19 protein-coding genes and 1 tRNA gene are annotated in these 17203 nt (G+C 72.3%); 11 read left to right on the top strand and 9 right to left on the bottom strand.

Annotation, left to right across the window (positions count from 1 at the left end):
* Positions 1-6 precede the first annotated feature (6 nt).
* The 3 genes from OHL10_RS02725 to OHL10_RS02715 all read right to left on the bottom strand — a co-directional run bounded on the left by OHL10_RS02725 (position 7) and on the right by OHL10_RS02715 (position 3073).
* Entirely contained in the window at positions 7-1797 is a 1791-nt protein-coding gene (locus OHL10_RS02725) for a S8 family serine peptidase (RefSeq protein WP_265520619.1), read from the bottom strand.
* A gap of 137 nt (positions 1798-1934) precedes the next feature.
* Positions 1935-2444: a hypothetical protein gene (locus OHL10_RS02720; RefSeq protein WP_265520618.1), complete on the bottom strand. Its 510-nt coding sequence runs from the start codon at positions 2442-2444 to the stop codon at positions 1935-1937.
* On the bottom strand, positions 2432-3073 hold the full coding sequence (locus OHL10_RS02715; protein ID WP_265520617.1) for an RNA polymerase sigma factor: 642 nt from the start codon (positions 3071-3073) through the stop codon (positions 2432-2434). The genes OHL10_RS02720 and OHL10_RS02715 overlap by 13 nt, the downstream gene beginning before the upstream one ends.
* Before the next feature lie 356 nt (positions 3074-3429).
* Here OHL10_RS02715 and OHL10_RS02710 point away from each other — a divergent pair, with 356 nt between their 5' ends.
* Positions 3430-3840 (top strand): DUF4383 domain-containing protein, encoded by a 411-nt coding sequence (locus tag OHL10_RS02710; RefSeq protein WP_265520616.1) that lies wholly within the window; start codon positions 3430-3432, stop codon positions 3838-3840.
* Positions 3841-3845: 5 nt separating this feature from the next.
* Entirely contained in the window at positions 3846-4448 is a 603-nt protein-coding gene (locus OHL10_RS02705; RefSeq protein ID WP_265520614.1) for a hypothetical protein, read from the top strand.
* Between the two features lie 84 nt (positions 4449-4532).
* Here OHL10_RS02705 and rplA read toward each other — a convergent pair whose 3' ends face one another.
* The 5 genes from rplA to OHL10_RS02680 all read right to left on the bottom strand — a co-directional run bounded on the left by rplA (position 4533) and on the right by OHL10_RS02680 (position 7369).
* Positions 4533-5249: a 50S ribosomal protein L1 gene (gene rplA, locus OHL10_RS02700; RefSeq protein ID WP_265520613.1), complete on the bottom strand. Its 717-nt coding sequence runs from the start codon at positions 5247-5249 to the stop codon at positions 4533-4535.
* A 192-nt stretch (positions 5250-5441) separates the two neighbouring features.
* Positions 5442-5873 (bottom strand): 50S ribosomal protein L11, encoded by a 432-nt coding sequence (gene rplK / locus OHL10_RS02695; protein ID WP_265520612.1) that lies wholly within the window; start codon positions 5871-5873, stop codon positions 5442-5444.
* Between the two features lie 90 nt (positions 5874-5963).
* Positions 5964-6800: a transcription termination/antitermination protein NusG gene (nusG, locus tag OHL10_RS02690; RefSeq protein ID WP_265520611.1), complete on the bottom strand. Its 837-nt coding sequence runs from the start codon at positions 6798-6800 to the stop codon at positions 5964-5966.
* A gap of 135 nt (positions 6801-6935) precedes the next feature.
* Entirely contained in the window at positions 6936-7211 is a 276-nt protein-coding gene (secE, locus tag OHL10_RS02685) for a preprotein translocase subunit SecE (protein WP_265520610.1), read from the bottom strand.
* A gap of 85 nt (positions 7212-7296) precedes the next feature.
* Positions 7297-7369 (bottom strand) — tRNA-Trp (locus OHL10_RS02680).
* 296 nt (positions 7370-7665) lie between these two features.
* On the opposite strand from OHL10_RS02680, the gene OHL10_RS02675 reads away from it, so the two are divergent.
* The 6 genes from OHL10_RS02675 to OHL10_RS02650 all read left to right on the top strand — a co-directional run bounded on the left by OHL10_RS02675 (position 7666) and on the right by OHL10_RS02650 (position 13706).
* Positions 7666-8856, top strand: coding sequence for a pyridoxal phosphate-dependent aminotransferase (locus OHL10_RS02675; protein WP_265521002.1), 1191 nt, complete (start codon positions 7666-7668; stop codon positions 8854-8856).
* Between the two features lie 112 nt (positions 8857-8968).
* The gene (locus OHL10_RS02670; RefSeq protein WP_265520609.1) at positions 8969-9922 is read left to right on the top strand and encodes an ABC transporter ATP-binding protein; all 954 of its coding nucleotides are present in this window, start codon (positions 8969-8971) and stop codon (positions 9920-9922) included.
* Complete coding sequence (locus OHL10_RS02665) at positions 9919-10794, top strand: ABC transporter permease (protein WP_265520608.1); 876 nt, start codon at positions 9919-9921, stop codon at positions 10792-10794. Before OHL10_RS02670 ends, OHL10_RS02665 begins: the two co-directional genes overlap by 4 nt.
* Entirely contained in the window at positions 10781-12016 is a 1236-nt protein-coding gene (locus OHL10_RS02660; protein WP_265520606.1) for a sensor histidine kinase, read from the top strand. Before OHL10_RS02665 ends, OHL10_RS02660 begins: the two co-directional genes overlap by 14 nt.
* Positions 12013-12669: a response regulator gene (locus tag OHL10_RS02655; protein ID WP_265520605.1), complete on the top strand. Its 657-nt coding sequence runs from the start codon at positions 12013-12015 to the stop codon at positions 12667-12669. Before OHL10_RS02660 ends, OHL10_RS02655 begins: the two co-directional genes overlap by 4 nt.
* 20 nt (positions 12670-12689) lie before the next feature.
* Positions 12690-13706, top strand: a complete 1017-nt coding sequence (locus OHL10_RS02650; RefSeq protein ID WP_265520604.1) for an adenosine deaminase — start codon at positions 12690-12692, stop codon at positions 13704-13706.
* 2 nt (positions 13707-13708) lie between these two features.
* On the opposite strand, the gene OHL10_RS02645 is transcribed toward OHL10_RS02650, so the two are convergent.
* Entirely contained in the window at positions 13709-14470 is a 762-nt protein-coding gene (locus OHL10_RS02645; RefSeq protein WP_265520603.1) for a methyltransferase domain-containing protein, read from the bottom strand.
* Positions 14471-14583: 113 nt separating this feature from the next.
* On the opposite strand from OHL10_RS02645, the gene OHL10_RS02640 reads away from it, so the two are divergent.
* Genes OHL10_RS02640 through OHL10_RS02630 form a run of 3 tightly spaced genes read left to right on the top strand, consistent with a single transcriptional unit; the run spans position 14584 to position 17157 of the window.
* Positions 14584-14919, top strand: coding sequence for a hypothetical protein (locus OHL10_RS02640; RefSeq protein WP_265520602.1), 336 nt, complete (start codon positions 14584-14586; stop codon positions 14917-14919).
* Entirely contained in the window at positions 14909-16495 is a 1587-nt protein-coding gene (locus OHL10_RS02635) for a sensor histidine kinase (protein WP_265520601.1), read from the top strand. The genes OHL10_RS02640 and OHL10_RS02635 overlap by 11 nt, the downstream gene beginning before the upstream one ends.
* The gene (locus OHL10_RS02630; protein ID WP_265520600.1) at positions 16492-17157 is read left to right on the top strand and encodes a response regulator transcription factor; all 666 of its coding nucleotides are present in this window, start codon (positions 16492-16494) and stop codon (positions 17155-17157) included. The genes OHL10_RS02635 and OHL10_RS02630 overlap by 4 nt, the downstream gene beginning before the upstream one ends.
* Positions 17158-17203 lie beyond the last annotated feature (46 nt).

Raw genomic sequence — 17203 nt, 5'->3', positions numbered from 1 at the left:
CAGGGGTCACACCGTGGTGACTCCCTGCGCGAACAGTCCCGGCACACGTCGCACAGCATCCCACGCCCCGGCGGTACGGTGCGCGGCGGCACCCCCGACACCCGAGCTGGGCTCCTGGGCGCCCTGCTGCGCGCGAGACACGAGGATCTCCCGGGCGATCTCCGCGGCGAGGTACGGCGCCGAGAACGACGTGCCGCTCCACGATGCGAACCCGCCGCCGAAGTCGTCCGGGTCGACGGACGAGCGCACCCCCGGGCCCAGGCGCTCGGGGAGGCGGACGGACGGCGTCACCGGACCGTCGATGGTCGTCGGCATCGTGCTGACGACGGCCGCGCCGGGCTTCACCGTGGTCACCCACGGCCCGTCGTTGCTGAAGACAGCGATGGTCGAGTCCGGGTTGGTCGCGCCCACGGCGAATATCGGGGTGTACTCGGGCTTGAGGTCCTCGGGCTTGCGGGGCACCGCACCGCCGTCGGTCCGGTCCACCCGCGGCGTCCACGCGGCGGGGAACATGGGCCTGGTCGTCCCGTCGTTCCCAGCGGCGACGACCACCACGATCCCTGCCCGGCGCAGCGCCCGCAGGACCCGCCGGAGCGGGCCGTCGTAGCCGTAGTCCTCCGGCTGCTCGTGGTAGTAACCCATCGCGAGCACCACGACGTCCACCGGGTGGTAGCCGTCGTCGCCCCGCAGGCCACGACGGTGGAAGCGCAGGAGCCGCCACAGCGTGTGGAGGACCTCCCACTCGGGCACGTCGCCCGACCCCCCGAACGCGCGGACCGACAGCAGCACCGCGTCCGGGCACAGCTGGTGCACGATGCCCGCCTGGAACGTGCCGTGCCCGGCGACCGGATCGAGCGGCCCCGTCAGCGGGTCCTTGCTCATGCCCCCGTACTCGGCGTCCTCCGAGTCGATCGTCGGGATCGGGAACGTGCCGATCGGCGACCCGTCGAGCTCGGCGTCCCGCACCACGACCGAGTCGGGTCCGTCCGACGGCTCCCCCGGCACGTACGAGCCGAACCAGGGGTGCGAGCCGACGCCCGTGTCGACGAGCGCGACGGCGGGACGCGAGAACCCGTCCGCCGTGACCCAGGGGTTCGGGCCGTCGGCGAAGCGGCGCGCCGGCGGCGGGGAGATGAGTCGGACCGGGACGAGCCCACCGGAGCCGGGTACGCCGTACTCGTCGACGGCGCTCACAGGGAGCGGCGTCGAGCGAGGTCGGGAGACCGGGACGAACGGGAGGGGGGTCGTGCGGCGCTGGGCACGCATCACGTGGTCGAGACCGACGGCGGGCGCCTCGAGCCCGTCGTCCTCGACGAGGTCGCCGAGCTCGCGGCCGATGCGCTCGAGCACCTCCCACGTGTCGGCCTCGACGTCGTCCGGACGGACAGGCACGAACCTCAGCGCGTAGCCGAAGGTGTCGTCGTCCTCCTGCGTGTCCTCCTCCGTCACGAGGTCGCCGAGGCGCCCGTCGTACACGACCTGGTAGCCCAGGTCGGCCGCGATGCGCCGGACACCGTCGAGCCACGTCGTCGCGTCCTCGCCTTCCGCCCAGACCGGGAGGGCAACCTCGGCCGCGGACCCGCCGGCTCGGAGCGTCGCGGGATCGGCGAGCTCCCGCAGGTCCGCGGGCGGCGCACCGCGCACGATGAGGCGGTCCGCCACGTAGGCCGTGGGTTCGACGCGGGAGGCGCCCGGGCTGCGCCGGACGCGCTCCGGGTCGAGGTGCCGGACGGGACGACGCCCTCCCGCGGCGTCGCGGACCGTGCGGGCATCGGGGATCTCAGGGGTCTCGCTCACGTGCTCCTCCTCGAGGACGAAGGTCTCGTCGCCGGCCGTGCGGCTGCGCCACGGTCCGGTGCACGCGACGGGGACCCGTCGCGCGGTTGTTCAGGGCCCAGGCGCCGCGGGTCGACCGCGGCACGGCACCGGGCGTGCTAGAGCTCGACGACGGGGGTGCTCACGGCCCCGCCGGCGCCGTCGGCGCGGCGGACGACGAGGCTCGCGGGCCCGCGCTCGACGGCGTCGAAGACGAAGCGGCCGTCGTCGTCGCTCGTCGTCGCGGTCACGCCACCGGGTCGGTGCAGCTCGACACGCAGCGACGTCGCCGGGGCCGCCCAGCCGTCGATGCGGATGCGGCCGTCGTCCGTCGGGGACAGCGAGATCATGACGGTGACCGCCTCCGACGTGAAGGTGATGGTGCGCGCCTCGACGGGCGGCGCGTCCCCCCGCACCGACGTCGCGGGTGCGCGGACGTACTCGAGCTCCATGACCTCCGCCTCGAGCCCGGCGAGCGTCACGGCGAACAGCGCGCGATCGACGAGACCGGCCGGAACCGGGTCGACGATCTCGGTCAGGCGCGCGAGGTCGTCCAGGAGGCGCAGGTCCACCTCGTCCAGCGGCTCGTCCGGGCTGTACCCGGACGGCGCGCTCCTCATGCCTGCCATGTCTCGGCCCCCTGCTCGGTCTCGAAGATGTCCCGGAGCTTCGCCAGGCACCGCCCACGGTTGGACCCGATGCTGCCGACCGGCATGCCGATCGCGCTCGAGATGTACTTGTAGTCAGGCCGGTCCGCCAAGGAGATGAGTCGTAGCAGGCGCCGGCAACGTTCCGGGAGCCGCTCGAGCGCGCCCCACAGCGCACGGTCGCGCTCGTTGCGCAGCACCTCGACCTCCGGCGTGGGGGCGGCGGACGGCAGCGGCGCGACGGCGCCGTCGTCGAGGTCGTCCGGGAGCTCGGTGCGCTTGTGCTGGTCGTCGCGGTGCTTGCGCACGGTCTCCCACGCGGCGCGCTTCGCGGTGATGAGCAGCCACTTGAGCACCGCGTGAGGTTCCTTGATGGTCTGCGCGTTGCGCACCAGCGCGACCCAGACGTTCTGCACGACGTCGTCCGCGGCCTCGCGGTCGACGCCCTGGGCCCGCACGGTGTGCCAGAGGAGCGGGGTCGCCTCGCGGACGAACTCGCCGAGCGCCTCGTGCCGGCCCTCGCGGTACTCGAGCAGCGCGATCGCGCCGCGATCACCGAGGCTCGTGGCCGGCTCGTCGACGGATGGAAGTTCCTCCGAGGTTCGTGTCATCCGAGATAGCACGCTCATTCGGTCGGGTCGGGTCGGGGCGCCCCCCGGATCAGCCGAGTCTAGGGCTGAGCAACGAGCGGGGACAAGCACGTGCATGGGCAGCCATCTCCTCCGTCCGTCCACGGCATCGTCGTGCGCGGGGCTCCGGCGGGGCCCGTCACCGCAAGAGAGGGACGGGCGGGACGTTTGATACAGACCCGCCGAGATCCCTGTGAGGCGGGTGCACGGGCGCCCCCCGCCGGGACCGGCACCTGGGGAGCCGGTCCTGACCCATCCGCCGCGGTCGGCGCTCCGAACCTCGGTCGTCTCCGCCCGTGGAACACCGTCCACGCACGAACCAGAAAGTGGGAACCATCATGACCTCGTCCCCGAACAGACTCCTGGGCGCCGTCTTCGGCGCCGTCTACCTGCTCGTCGGGCTGGCAGGCTTCGCCGTGACCTCGGGTGTGGGCTTCGCCGGCACCGAGGGCGCCAACCTCCTCGTCTTCGCCGTCAACCCGCTGCACAACGTCATCCACCTGGCGATCGGAGCGGCGCTGCTGCTCGCGGCGACCCGGTCGGTGTCTGCGGCCAGGTCCGTGAACACGACGGTCGGTGCGGTCTACCTGCTCGTCGGGGTCGTCGGGCTCTTCCTCGTGGGCTCGGCCGCCAACATCATCGCGCTGAACGGCGCGGACAACGTGCTGCACCTGGCGAGCGCCCTGATCCTGCTCGGCGCGGGCCTCGGCGCCGAGAAGTCCGCCGAGCGCCGGCCCGTCACGGCCTGACCCCCGTGCCGTCGCCCGTCTCGTCCCGAGCACCGGTCCCGACCGTCGCCACCACCGAGCCGCGTGCCCCGCAAGCGGACCCGCGCGGCGGACTCGACGTCCTGGCCGTCTCTGCGGCCTTCGCCGTGCTCGGGGCGGGGCTGGTGAACCTCGCCGTCGCCGCGGGCGACCTCACCAGCGCCGCCGGAGCGTGGGGGGCCGCGCTCGGCCTCGCCGAGGTCCTCTGGGCGATCGTCGCCCTCCGCCGGACGGGTCCGGCCATCTTGCGCGTGACGCTCGGCTCACTCCTCGCGGTGAGCGCCCCCGCCGCGTTCTCCACGCCACCCGCGTCCGGCCCCGCGGGAACGGCCGTGATCGCCGTCGTCGCGCTGCAGGTCCTCGGGGCCGTGCTCGTCGCCCGCTGGCTGCGCCGCGAGACCGAGCCCGCGCCCGACCACGCCGCCCCCGCCACCACGGACCGCACCGGCCGACGGGTGCTGGCCCTGTTCGCCGCCGCCGTCCTCGTCGCAACGCTCACGACCGCCGGCCTCGCGGACACGCAGGCCGGCGAGCACGCCGTCCCCCACGACCAGCACCGCCTGCCCGGTCTCGGCACCCACCACGGCTGACGCACGACCGCACGCACGAACGCCGACGGCGCGGCTCCCGTCCGGGAACCGCGCCGTCGGCGTCGGTACGAGGTCGCGCTGCCGTCAGGCAGCGTCCTCCTCGAGGAGCTTCGTCGTCTTGGACTGGTCCAGCGGGATGCCGGGGCCCATCGTCGTCGTCATGGTCGCCTTCGTGATGTAGCGGCCCTTCGACGAGGACGGCTTGAGCCGCAGGACCTCTTCGAGAGCGGACGCGTAGTTCTCCACCAGCGACTTCTCGTCGAACGAGACCTTGCCGATGATGAAGTGCAGGTTCCCGTGCTTGTCCACGCGGAACTCGATCTTTCCGCCCTTGATGTCCGTGACGGCCTTCGTGACGTCCATGGTCACGGTGCCCGTCTTCGGGTTCGGCATCAGACCACGGGGGCCCAGCACCTTGCCGAGGCGACCGACCTTGCCCATGAGGTCCGGGGTCGCGACGGCCGAGTCGAAGTCGGTGTAGCCGGCGGCCACCTTCTCGATGAGGTCGTCACCGCCGACCTCGTCCGCACCGGCCGCACGGGCCTCCTCCGCTTTCGCACCGTTGGCGAACACGATGACGCGTGCCGTCTTGCCGGTGCCGTGAGGCAGGTTGACCGTGCCACGAACCATCTGGTCCGCCTTGCGGGGGTCGACACCCAGGCGGAAGGCGACCTCGACGGTCGCGTCGTACTTGATGCTCGACGTCTCCTTCGCGAGGCGCACGGCCTCGAGAGGGGTGTACAGCCGGTCGAAGTCGATCTTGTCTGCCGCGTTGCGGTAGGCCTTGCTGCGCGTTGCCATCTGCTTCTCCTCGTTCGAGCAGTCGTGGTCTGCGGGTCCGCGCGGACCCTGCCACCGCTCGTCGGGTCGATCCCGTCGAGCGTGATACTTCAGTGGGCTCGGGCTCAGCCCCAGCACTCACTCTCGGTCTGAGCGACGTTCACGCTTCGGCAGAACTCGCTGGCGCTCGTCCTACCTCCGCGTTCATTGTGCTCAGCCCTCGACGGTGATGCCCATCGAGCGCGCCGTGCCCGCGATGATCTTCGAGGCGGCCTCGAGGTCGTTCGCGTTGAGGTCCTCGAGCTTGGTCTCCGCGATGGTGCGGACCTGTGCGGAGGTGAGCTTCGCGACCTTCACGGTGTGCGGCGTCGAGGAGCCCTTGTCGACGCCCGCAGCCTTCTTGATGAGCTCGGCTGCCGGCGGGGTCTTCGTGATGAAGGTGAAGGAGCGGTCCTCGTAGACCGTGATCTCCACGGGGACGACGTTGCCGCGCTGCGCCTCGGTCGCGGCGTTGTACGCCTTGCAGAACTCCATGATGTTGACACCGTGCTGACCGAGCGCGGGGCCGATCGGCGGAGCCGGCGTCGCGGCTCCGGCCTGGATCTGCAGCTTGATGAGGCCGGAGACCTTCTTCTTGGGGGGCATGCGTTTTCCTGACTCTCTGTTTCGTGGACCGACGCCGTGGGCGATGACCCGGTTGCAGGTGCTGTCGACGCGGGGGACCCCGCGACAGGCTCAGATCTTGGCGACCTGACCGAACGACAGCTCGACCGGGGTCTCCCGGCCGAAGATCGAGACCAGCACCTTGAGCTTCTGAGCCTCGGCGTTGATCTCGGAGATCGTGGCGGGCAGCGTGTCGAACGGCCCGTCCGTGACGGTGACCGACTCGCCGACCTCGAACTCGACCTCGAGCGGCGCCCGCTGCGAGGCGGTCGCGGGCTTGCCCGCCTCCGGCTTCGGCGCCAGCGTCGGGGCGAGCATCGAGAACACCTCGTCGAGGGTCAACGGCACCGGCTGGTGGGTGTGGCCCACGAAGCCCGTGACACCCGGGGTGTGCCGCACGGCGCCCCAGGACTCGTCGGTGAGGTCCATGCGGACGAGGACGTAGCCGGGGATCCGAACGCGGCGGACGATCTTCTTCTGCGCGTTCTTGATCTCGGCGACCTCCTCCATGGGGACCTCGATCTGGAAGATGTAGTCCTCCATGTTGAGGCTCTGGATGCGGTTCTCCAGGTTCGCCTTCACACGGTTCTCGTAGCCGGCGTACGAGTGGATGACGAACCAGTCACCCGGCTTCGTGCGCAGCTCGCGCTTGAACTCCTCGATCGGGTCGAGGTCGTCGAGCACGTCTCCGTCCTCGTCGACACGTCCCTCGGCCTCCGCGGCCTCGTCGTCGCCCTCGGGCTCGTCGGCGGGAGCGTCGTCCTCGGTAGGGTCCTGCGTGGTGGCGTCAGCCTCGACCGACGTGTCGGTCTCGGTGTCGGCAGGTGCGTCGGACTCCACCTCGGCGCTCTCGGCGCCGGGCTCGATGGGGTCGACGTTCTCCGTCTGGTCCAGCGACTCCTGGGACACTAACGAACCTGCTTTCTGCTGACTGCTACGAGTTCTGCTTCTGAAGGGGATCTCCTCGGCGCGCCGCGGCCTCGACCGTGCGTCCGCCGACCGGCGCCGCACCTGCTCCGGGCCGGGAGTTCCGTCGTACGGACGTCAGTCCGCGAAGATCTGGAAGGCTGCCCAGCCGATCCCGAGGTCCAGGACGGTCACGAAGGCCATGACCACCACCACGAACACGAGGACGACCGTCGTGTAGGTGATGAGCTCGGACCGTGTCGGGGTGACGACCTTCTTGAGCTCGGCGATCACCTGGCGGACGAACAGGGCAATCCGGGCGAAGATGTTGGGCTTCTTCGCGTCGCGGCCCTTCTTCACCCCGTCGGCGCGTGCGCCTTCAGCACCCACAGCCTCGGACGGCGATTCGCTCACTGTTCTTCCCCACGTGGTGTTGGAACTGAACCCCTCTTGGTGTAACCCGTTGCCGGACTACGCGCCCCCTCGCGGGAACGCTGTGCAGGGTAGACAGGACTCGAACCTGCAACCTGCGGTTTTGGAGACCGCTGCGCTACCAATTGCGCCACTACCCTTCGACGACCGACGCCCACCGCTCCGGACTCGCGCCGCAGGCACGACCCATGAGGGTGACGTCAACCACCGAAGGAATACTGTACGCGAGACCCGGCGCAGGGTCGAACCGCGAGCGAGACCGTCCTCGGGCTGCACCGTTTCCGGCACCTGGGACCCGCCCGGACCGGCGCGTGCGCGGACGTCCGTGACGCCGTCGGGGGGCATCTGACACGATGGGCGGGTGAGCCAGCCCACCTCCTCCGAGAGCCCTGTCAGCGCCACCACCTCCGGCCCCGGGACCGGTGACCGACGACGCGTGTCCGCACGCCTCGCGGCGATCGCACCGTCGGCGACCCTGGCCGTCGACGCCAAGGCCAAGGCCCTCAAGGCTGCGGGCCGCCCCGTGATCGGCTTCGGTGCCGGCGAACCCGACTTCCCCACCCCGCAGTACGTGGTGGACGCCGCGATCAAGGCCGCGGCCGACCCGGCGAACCACCGCTACTCCCCCGCCGGGGGCCTGCCGGCGCTCAAGACGGCGATCGCCGAGAAGACGCTGCGCGACTCGGGCTACGAGGTCGACCCGTCGCAGGTGCTCGTCACCAACGGCGGCAAGCAGGCGGTCTACCAGGCGTTCGCAGCGCTCGTCGACCCGGGGGACGAGGTGCTGCTCCCGGCGCCGTACTGGACCACCTACCCGGAGGCCATCCGCCTGGCCGGGGGCGAGCCGGTCGAGGTCTTCGCGGGCGCCGACCAGGACTACCTGGTGACCGTCGAGCAGCTCGAGGCCGCGCGCACCGACCGGACGAAGGCGCTGCTGTTCTGCTCGCCGTCCAACCCGACGGGCGCGGTCTACTCCCCCGAGCAGACCGCCGCGATCGGGCAGTGGGCGCTCGAGCACGGCATCTGGGTCATCACGGACGAGATCTACGAGCACCTGGTCTACGACCACACGGTCTTCACGCCGATCGTGCGCGCGGTCCCGGCCCTGGCGGACACGACCGTCGTGCTCAACGGCGTCGCGAAGACGTACGCGATGACGGGCTGGCGGGTCGGGTGGATGATCGGCCCCACCGACGTCATCAAGGCCGCGACCAACCTCCAGTCGCACCTCACGTCCAACGTCGCGAACGTCTCCCAGCGGGCGGCGATCGCCGCCGTCTCCGGCACGCTCGCGGCCGTGGAGGAGATGCGGGCGGCGTTCGACCGCCGCCGGCGCACCATGGTCTCGATGCTCTCGGAGATCGACGGCGTGGTGTGCCCGACGCCGCAGGGCGCCTTCTACGCGTACCCGGACGTGCGGGGGGTGCTGGGCAGGACGCTGCGCGGACGGACCCCGACGACGTCCGCGGAGCTCGCGGCGATCATCCTCGAGGAGGTCGAGGTGGCGGTGGTCCCGGGCGAGGCGTTCGGCCCCAGCGGCTACCTGCGCCTGTCCTACGCGCTGGGCGACGACGACCTCGTCGAGGGCGTCTCGCGCATCCAGCGGCTGCTCGCCGAGGCAGAGTAGCCACCCGGCACCACCGCGGCGGCCGTTCGTCCCGGGGTCAACCGTTCGACGGACCCCCGGGACGGACGAACGACCGTCGCGGCGCCGGTGCCTCCCGCGGGACGCTGGTCGTATGGACATCACCACGCCACCGGCGAGCGCCGCGCACGGCCCCGCGATCCAGGTCAGCGGCCTGCGCAAGAGGTACGGCACCAAGCAGGCCGTCGACGGTCTCGACCTGCAGGTCGAGCGGGGCGAGATCTTCGCCGTGCTGGGGCCGAACGGTGCCGGCAAGACGACGACCGTCGAGATCCTCGAGGGCTTCCGCAACCGCGACGCCGGTGAGGTCAGCGTGCTCGGCGCGGACCCCGCGACCGCGGGCCGCGCCTGGCGCAGCCGGATCGGCGTCGTCCTGCAGGACTCCCGCGACCAGGCCGAGCTGACCGTCGCGGAGATGGTCAAGCACTTCGCCACGTTCTACCCCCGCCCGCGCGATCCCGACGAGGTGATCGACGCGACCGGGCTGCGCGAGAAGGCCTCCACCCGCGCCCGCCAGCTCTCGGGCGGCCAGCGCCGCCGGCTCGACGTCGCGCTCGGGATCGTCGGGCGCCCCGAGCTGCTGTTCCTCGACGAACCGACCACCGGGTTCGACCCGCAGGCCCGGCGCTCGTTCTGGGAGCTCGTGGAGTCCCTGCGCCACGACGGCACGACGATCCTCCTGACGACGCACTACCTCGACGAGGCTGCGCACCTGGCGGACCGGGTCGCCGTCGTGCGGGACGGGACCCTCGCCGCGCTCGGCGCCCCGGACGCGCTCGGCGGACCCGACGCCCGGCGACCCGTCGTGCACTGGGTCGAGGACGGCGAGCCCCGTGCGGAACGCACCGCTCGGCCGACGGCCCTCGTGACCTCGCTCGCTGCACGCCTCGCCGGCCCGGACGGCGAGCTACCCGGCCTGCGCGTCGTGCGGCCCAGCCTCGAGGAGGTCTACCTCGACCTCATCGGCGCTGCCTCTCCCGTCGACGCACGGGCCGAGGAGCCCGCCCCCGCAGCAGCCCGTCCGACGCACGAGGAGATCGCACGATGAGCACCACGGCCGGCGCGAGCCCCACCACCGGCGCGGGACGCACACCCACCTCCGGGGCGGTACGCCTGCCGGGGACGCTGCGCCTCGGCCTGGACCGCACGGGCGTCGAGCTGCGCGCGTTCTTCCGCGAGCGCGACGCGGTGATCTTCATCTTCACCTACCCCCTGATCATGATGGCGATCTTCGCGACCGTCTTCGCGGGGCAGGACCAGGGCACGGCGGACGCCAGCGTGCCGTTCGCCCAGTACTTCCTGCCCGGCATGATCGCGACGGGCGTGATGCTCACGAGCTTCCAGTCGCTCGCGATCTCCATCGCGGTCGAACGCGACGACGGCACGCTCAAGCGCCTGCGCGCCACGCCCCTGCCGGCGTCGAGCTACTTCTACGGCAAGATCGGGCTCGTCCTCATCACCACGGTCGTGCAGATCTCGCTGCTGCTGGTCCTGGCCACCACCGCCTACGACGTCCCGATGCCGGACGACGCGGCCGCCTGGGGCACCTTCGCCTGGGTCTTCGTCCTGGGCACCGCGACCGGTGCCGTGTGCGGCGTGGCGTTCTCGTCGGTGCCGCGCTCCGGGAAGTCCGCGACCGCCGTCGTGACGCCCGTGGTCCTGGTGCTGCAGTTCATCTCCGGGGTGTTCTTCGCGTTCTTCGCGCTCCCGTCGTGGATGCAGACGATCGCGTCGCTGTTCCCCCTGAAGTGGATGGCGCAGGGGATGCGCTCGGTCTTCCTGCCCGACGAGGCGAAGGTCTTCGAGGTAGGCGAGTCGTGGCAGCACGGCGCGACGGCTGCTGTACTGGTCGCATGGCTCGTGGTGGGCCTGGTCGTGGGGGTGCGGGTGTTCCGGTGGAGGCGGCGTGACGACGGCTGAGCGGCCTGCGGCCGAGGGGTCGGCGCTCGAGACGATCGACGGCACGTGGTCGCGCGACGTCGTGTGGTGGGACGTCGCTTTCTACGTGATCGTGGCGCTCAGCGCCCTGGCCCTCTTCACCGCGGGCATCACGGGCACGGCGCGGACCGTGACCCTCCTGGTGCTCGGCGTCATCATGCTGGCCTACGCGTTGGTCGGCCGCCGGGCGGCGCGCTCGCGCGACCAGCGCCTGGCCGTCACGTACCTGGTGGTGCTGGTCACGGGCACCCTGGTCATCATCACGCAGGCCCCGCTCAACACGCTGCTGCTGTTCGTGGCGTTCACCCAGGTGTGGATGCTCTCCGAGCGTCTCGTGGTCTCGGTCGCGTTCTGCGTCGTGCTCGCGCTGGGGACGGCGGGGGCGCTCGCGTGGGACGACGGCATCGACCTCGAGCGGTTCTGGCTGGTGCTCCCCGAGATGGGGGTCGTGCTGGCGTTCGCGCTCGGGCTGGGCGTGTGGGTGGCGCACGCGCTGCGGCAGTCGGAGAAGCACGCGCGGCTCGTCGACGAGCTGCACGCGACGCAGTCGGAGCTCGCCCGCTCGCACCACTCGGCCGGCGTCGCGGCCGAGCGGGAGCGGATGGCCCGCGAGATCCACGACACGCTCGCGCAGGGCTTCACGAGCGTCGTCATGCTGTCCCAGGCGGCCGTCGCGGACCTCGACCGGGGAGCGTCGGGCGAGGCGCGCGCCCGGCTGGAGCTCGTCGAGGCGACGGCCCGCGACAACCTCGCCGAGGCGCGGTCGCTCGTGGCGGCGTTCGCGCCCGTGCCGCTGCAGGACGGGTCGCTGGCGGATGCGCTCACCCGTCTGGCACGCCGCTTCGAGGAGGAGACCGGGGTGCGGGTACGCCTGGACCTCGACGTCACGCCCGGCGCCGGCGGGCGGTTGTCGAGCGCGCAGGAGGTCGTCGTGCTGCGCTCGGCGCAGGAGGCGCTCGCCAACGTCCGACGGCACGCCGAGGCGCGCTCGGTGTCGCTCACGCTCGACGCGCAGGGCACCTCGGTGTGCCTGGCCGTGGTCGACGACGGTCGGGGGATCGCCCCGGACTCCGCCGAGGGGTTCGGGCTGCGCGGGATGCGCGAGCGGGTGGCGGCGAGCGGCGGCGACGTGCGGGTGGAGCCCGTGCCCGACGGCGGCACGGCCGTCCGGGTCCAGCTGCCCGCGGACCGGAGGACGGCATGAGCGCGGGGGTGATCCGGGTCCTCGTGGTCGACGACCACCCCGTCGTGCGTGCAGGGCTGGTCGGTCTCCTCGCGGCCGAGACCGACCTCGTCGTCGTCGGCGAGGCGGGCGACGGCCGGCAGGGGGTCGCGCTCGCGGCCGAGCTGTCACCGGACGTGGTGCTCATGGACCTGCGGATGCCCGTCCTCGACGGGGTGGGGGCGACCACGGAGATCGTCGGCGGCCCCCGGGCGACGGGGCCGGACCGGACCGGCGCGCCGCACGTCGTCGTGCTCACGACCTACGACACCGACGGCGACATCCTGCGCGCGGTCGAGGCCGGCGCCACGGGCTACCTGCTCAAGGACACCCCGCGCGACGAGCTCGTCGCGGGCGTCCGGGCGGCGGCACGCGGCGAGACCGTGCTGGCACCGCGGGTCGCGACCCGGCTGGTGACGTCCATGCGCCGTGGCGAGCGGCTCACGGACCGCGAGTCGCAGGTGCTCGCGCTGGTGTCCGAGGGGTTGTCGAACGCGGCGATCGGCCGCGAGCTCTACATCACGGAGGCCACGGTCAAGACACACCTGCTGCGGGCCTTCGCGAAGCTCGACGTGGACGACCGCACCCACGCGGTGACGGTGGCCCGACAGCGGGGCGACCTGCCGAGCACGTGAGGGGATGCGAGACTGCCACGGTGCGCGATCTGGCGAAGCTCCCCAAGACCCACCTCCACCTGCACTTCACCGGTTCGATGCGGACGGCGACGCTCAAGGACCTCGCGGACCGGTACGACGTCCGGCTCCCCCACGCGCTGCTCGACGGCGACCCCCTGCGCGTGCCCGCGACCGAGCGCGGCTGGTTCCGGTTCCAGCGGCTCTACGACGCGGCGCGCGCGTGTGTGCGGTCCGAGGCCGACATGCGGCGCATCGTGCACGAGGCCGCCGAGGACGACGCGGCCGAGGGTTCGGGCCGCCTGGAGATCCAGGTGGATCCGACGTCGTACGCCCCGTTCGTCGGCGGCATCACCCCGGCGGTGGAGATCGTGCTCGACGCCGCACGCACCGCGAGCGCCGCGACGGGCGTGGAGGTCGCCGTCGTGGTCGCCGCCTCCCGGATGCGCCATCCGCTCGACGCGCGCGTCCTGGCGCGGCTGGCGGCGCAGCACGTCGGTCAGGACGCGGGCGAGGTCGTGGGTTTCGGGCTGAGCAACGACGAGCGGCGCGGGGACACCGCGGAGTTCGCGCGGGCGTTCTCGATCGCGCGCGATGCGGGTCTCGCGCTGGTCCCGCACGGCGGCGAGCTGCTCGGCCCCGTGCACGTGCACGAGGTGCTGCGCGAGCTGGACCCGGACCGCCTCGGCCACGGCGTGCGGGCGGCCGAGGACCCGCGGCTTCTGGCGGACATCGTGGAGCGCGGGATCGCCCTCGAGGTGTGCCCCGCGTCGAACGTGTCGCTCGGGGTGTACGACGATGACGCGCAGGTCCCGCTGGGCGCGCTGGTCGACGCCGGGGCGCAGGTCGCGCTGGGCGCCGACGACCCCTTGCTGTTCGGCTCGCGCCTCGTCGCGCAGTACGAGTCCGCGCGCACCGACCACGGGTTCTCGGACGCGGAGCTCGCCGACCTCGCCCGGTCCTCGATCCGGGCGAGCCGCGCCCGGGCGGCCACGAAGACCCGGCTGCTCGCCGGCGTCGACGACTGGCTCGCGGACTGACCTCAGGTGCGGGTCGCGACCACGAAGACGCGGCGGAACGGCAGCACCGTGCCGTAGGCCACGCGCGGGTAGGCGGCGCGGAGCGCCGCCCGGTACGCGTCCTCGAACTCCGGACGCAGGTCGGCCGGCAGGGCGTCGAGCACCGGTCGTGCGCCCGTCGCGGAGATCCACGCGAAGACCGGGTCCTCGCCCGGCAGCACGTGCAGGTACGTCGTCTCCCAGGCGTCGACGTGCCACCCCGGTCGCGCGAGGACGTCGAGATAGGTGGCGGCGCCGTGCGCGCCGGACCGCACGACGTCCGCCGTGTACGCGGCGTACGGCGGGTGCGCGGCGAGCTCGGCCAGGAGCCGGTGGCTCGCGCCGTCCTGGTTGCCGGGCACGGAGAACGCGAAGGTGCCGCCGTCGTCGACGTGCTCGGTGAGCTCCGGCAGGAGCTCGAGGTGGTCGGGCAGCCACTGGTAGGTCGCGTTGCTGAGGACGACGTCCGCGCGACGCTCGGGCGGCAGGTCCCGCAGGTCGGCCTGCACGTAGGTGCCGCGGCGGTCCTCGGCGCGCGCACGGGCGATCATGGCGGGCGAGGCGTCGACACCGGTGATCTCGGCGTCGGGCCAGCGCTCCCGCAGGAGGACCGACAGGTGGCCCGGGCCGCACCCGAGGTCGAGCACACGACGAGCCTGCCCCGGTACTCTGGCCAGCAGCTCGACCATAGGCCGTGACCGTTCGTGCGTGAACTGCAGGTAGCGGGTCGGGTCCCAGTCGCTCATCCTGGCCTTTCTCGTCGTCAAGATTCTTGATCTCAAGATATCACCGTCTCTTCTCATCCGCTTCTCATCGGTACGACCGATACTGGGTCCATGAGCCGGCAGGTGATGAACCCATGAGACGTCAGGCCCTCCTCGGCGCGGTGCTCGCCGTCCTCGTCCTCGTCGGCGGCGTCGTCGGCGTCGCCGCGGTCACCGCCCGACCCGCGAACCTCGAGCTGGGCGACGTCGTCGTCATCACCCCCGTACCGGCCACCGAGACCCCCGGGTCACCGACCGACGAGCCCACCGAGCCCGCGCCCGAGGCACCGACCACCCCGCCCGACAGCACCCCACCACCCAGCACACCGCCGTCCCGCGAGGACGACGACCGCGTCACGCCCGCACCACCGACCGGCCATGACGACAGCGACGACGACGACGACGACGACGATGACGACGATGACGACTGAGCCCACCCGCCGCGTCCTGACCGTCCGCACGCGCATCCTCGCCGCGGTGCTCACCCTCAGCGCGCTCGCTCTGGTCATCGCCGGCGCGACGGCCTATACGCTGCAACGCCACCGTGTCGACGACCGCATCGAGGAGACGCTGAACCGCAGCGTCCTCGAGCTCAAGCAGCTCGCGCTCACCGGGGTCAACCCCGTCACCGGAGAGCCGTTCGACTCGCCCGAGGACGTCGTCGTCGCCGCGATCCAGCTCACGGTGCCCGCCGGCAACGAGGGAATCATCGGCCTGCGCAGCGGGCGGTCTCCGCTGGTCTCCCAGCAGGACGTCCAGCTGCGTCTCGAAGACGACGAGGCACTCGTCGCCGAGCTCACCGCTCTCGTCGACTCCGACCACGTCGTCCTGCGGACCGTCACCACCCCGACGGCGAGCTACCGCGCCATGGTCTTCCCGGTCCGTGCGGACGGTGGCACAGCTACCACGACCGGCGACGCGGCCTCCGTCGACACCGCACCCGCCGCACTCGTGCTCGCCTTCGACCGCGACGCCGAACACGCCGAGTTCAACGAGGTATTCGCGACGTACGCGCTCGTCGCACTCGTGGCGCTCGTCCTCATCGGAGTCGTCGGCTGGGTCGTCGCCGGTCGGCTGCTGCGCCCCATCCGCGTCCTCGCGCAGACCGCGCAGCAGATCGGCGACACCGATCTCTCGCAGCGCATCGGGGTCTCCGGCAACGACGACCTCTCCGAGCTCACCCGGGCGTTCAACGCCATGCTCGCCCGCCTCGACGAGTCCTTCGAGTCACAACGACGCCTGCTGGACGACGTCGGCCACGAGCTCCGCACGCCGCTGACCGTGGTCCGTGGTCACCTCGAGCTCATGGACCCCGCCGACGTCGAGGACACCACCGCGACGCGCGACCTCGCGCTCGACGAGCTCGACCGGATGAACCGGCTCGTGGACGACCTCGTCATCCTCGCGACGGCGGGGCGGCCCGACTTCGTGCGCCCCACCGAGGTCGACCTCGGGCGACTCACCGACGACGTCCTCGACAAGGCCCGCACCCTCGGCGACCGGCGGTGGCTCGTCGACGCGCGCACCGACGCCACGGCGCGCGTCGACGCGCAACGCATCACCCAGGCGTGGTTGCAGCTCGCGGCGAACGCCGTGAAGTTCTCTGCCCCCGGCTCGACCGTGGCCCTGGGATCGAGGGTGTCCGACGACGGTGCACACCTGACCCTGTGGGTCCGGGACGAGGGCGTCGGGATCGAGCCCGCCGACCTGGAGCGGATCTTCGAGCGCTTCGCCCGCGCCGAGCACGGCATCGAGGCGCGCGACGGCGCCGGCCTGGGCCTCGCGATCGTCACCGCCATCGCCGCCGGGCACGACGGGCGGGTCGATGTCGCGTCCGTGCGAGGGGCTGGGTCCACGTTCACGCTCGTGCTCCCGGTCGTGGCGTCCACCCCGGCCGTCGACGCGCCGCCCGCCCCGCCGTCGGCCCTGCGCACGGCACCGACCGCCGCCACCGCGCCGAGCGCACCCACTCCCCCGCTGCCCCCACCCGGAAGGACCGCACCATGAGCCAGATACTCATCGCGGAGGACGAGGCACGCATCGCCTCGTTCGTCGCCAAGGGGCTCCGCGCCGCGGGCTACGCGTGCAGCACCGTCACCACCGGGCGCGAGGCGTACGACCTCGCGGTCAGCGGGGACTTCGACCTGCTCGTGCTGGACCTGGGCCTGCCGGACCAGGACGGCTTCACCGTGCTGCGGCGACTGCGCGAGGCCCGCAGCGCCATCCCCGTCATCATCCTCACCGCCCGCACCTCGGTGTCGGACACCGTGGCCGGGCTCGAGGGCGGAGCGGACGACTACATGGCCAAGCCGTTCCGCTTCGAGGAGCTGCTGGCACGCATCCGGCTACGGCTGCGGAGCGAACCAGCCGGCGAGGTCTCGGTCCTGTCCCACGGCGGGCTCAGCCTCGACCTGCGCACACGCCGCGCCCGCGCGGGCGACAAGGAGGTCGACCTGTCGGCCCGCGAGTTCGCGCTCGCCGAGGCTTTCCTGCGCAACCCCGGGCAGGTCCTCAGCCGCGAGCAGCTGCTCTCGCGCGTGTGGGGCTACGACTTCGACCCCGGGTCCAACGTCGTGGACGTGTACGTGCGCTACCTGCGCAACAAGCTGGGCGCCGAGCACTTCGTGACGGTGCGCGGGATGGGCTACCGGCTCGCCGACGCGGCCTGACCGCGCACGCCGCCGCCCGCCCCGTCGACACGGGGCGGGCGGCGGC

Source organism: Oerskovia flava (assembly GCF_026163685.1).
GTDB classification, from domain to species: domain Bacteria; phylum Actinomycetota; class Actinomycetes; order Actinomycetales; family Cellulomonadaceae; genus Oerskovia_A; species Oerskovia_A flava.
The sequence above is the reverse complement of the archived record's forward strand: the minus strand, read 5'-3'. Positions and strand labels throughout refer to the sequence as shown.

Excerpts from the sequence above, each read along its gene's own strand:
- OHL10_RS02630 (WP_265520600.1), top strand. The coding sequence starts at position 16,492 with ATGAGCCAGATACTCATCGCGGAGGACGAGGCACGCATCGCCTCGTTC.
- OHL10_RS02655 (WP_265520605.1), top strand. The coding sequence starts at position 12,013 with ATGAGCGCGGGGGTGATCCGGGTCCTCGTGGTCGACGACCACCCCGTC.
- OHL10_RS02715 (WP_265520617.1), bottom strand. The coding sequence starts at position 3,073 with ATGACACGAACCTCGGAGGAACTTCCATCCGTCGACGAGCCGGCCACG.
- OHL10_RS02635 (WP_265520601.1), top strand. The coding sequence starts at position 14,909 with ATGACGACTGAGCCCACCCGCCGCGTCCTGACCGTCCGCACGCGCATC.
- OHL10_RS02640 (WP_265520602.1), top strand. The coding sequence starts at position 14,584 with ATGAGACGTCAGGCCCTCCTCGGCGCGGTGCTCGCCGTCCTCGTCCTC.
- OHL10_RS02720 (WP_265520618.1), bottom strand. The coding sequence starts at position 2,444 with ATGGCAGGCATGAGGAGCGCGCCGTCCGGGTACAGCCCGGACGAGCCG.
- OHL10_RS02670 (WP_265520609.1), top strand. The coding sequence starts at position 8,969 with ATGGACATCACCACGCCACCGGCGAGCGCCGCGCACGGCCCCGCGATC.
- OHL10_RS02710 (WP_265520616.1), top strand. The coding sequence starts at position 3,430 with ATGACCTCGTCCCCGAACAGACTCCTGGGCGCCGTCTTCGGCGCCGTC.
- OHL10_RS02665 (WP_265520608.1), top strand. The coding sequence starts at position 9,919 with ATGAGCACCACGGCCGGCGCGAGCCCCACCACCGGCGCGGGACGCACA.
- OHL10_RS02645 (WP_265520603.1), bottom strand. The coding sequence starts at position 14,470 with ATGAGCGACTGGGACCCGACCCGCTACCTGCAGTTCACGCACGAACGG.
- rplA (WP_265520613.1), bottom strand. The coding sequence starts at position 5,249 with ATGGCAACGCGCAGCAAGGCCTACCGCAACGCGGCAGACAAGATCGAC.
- rplK (WP_265520612.1), bottom strand. The coding sequence starts at position 5,873 with ATGCCCCCCAAGAAGAAGGTCTCCGGCCTCATCAAGCTGCAGATCCAG.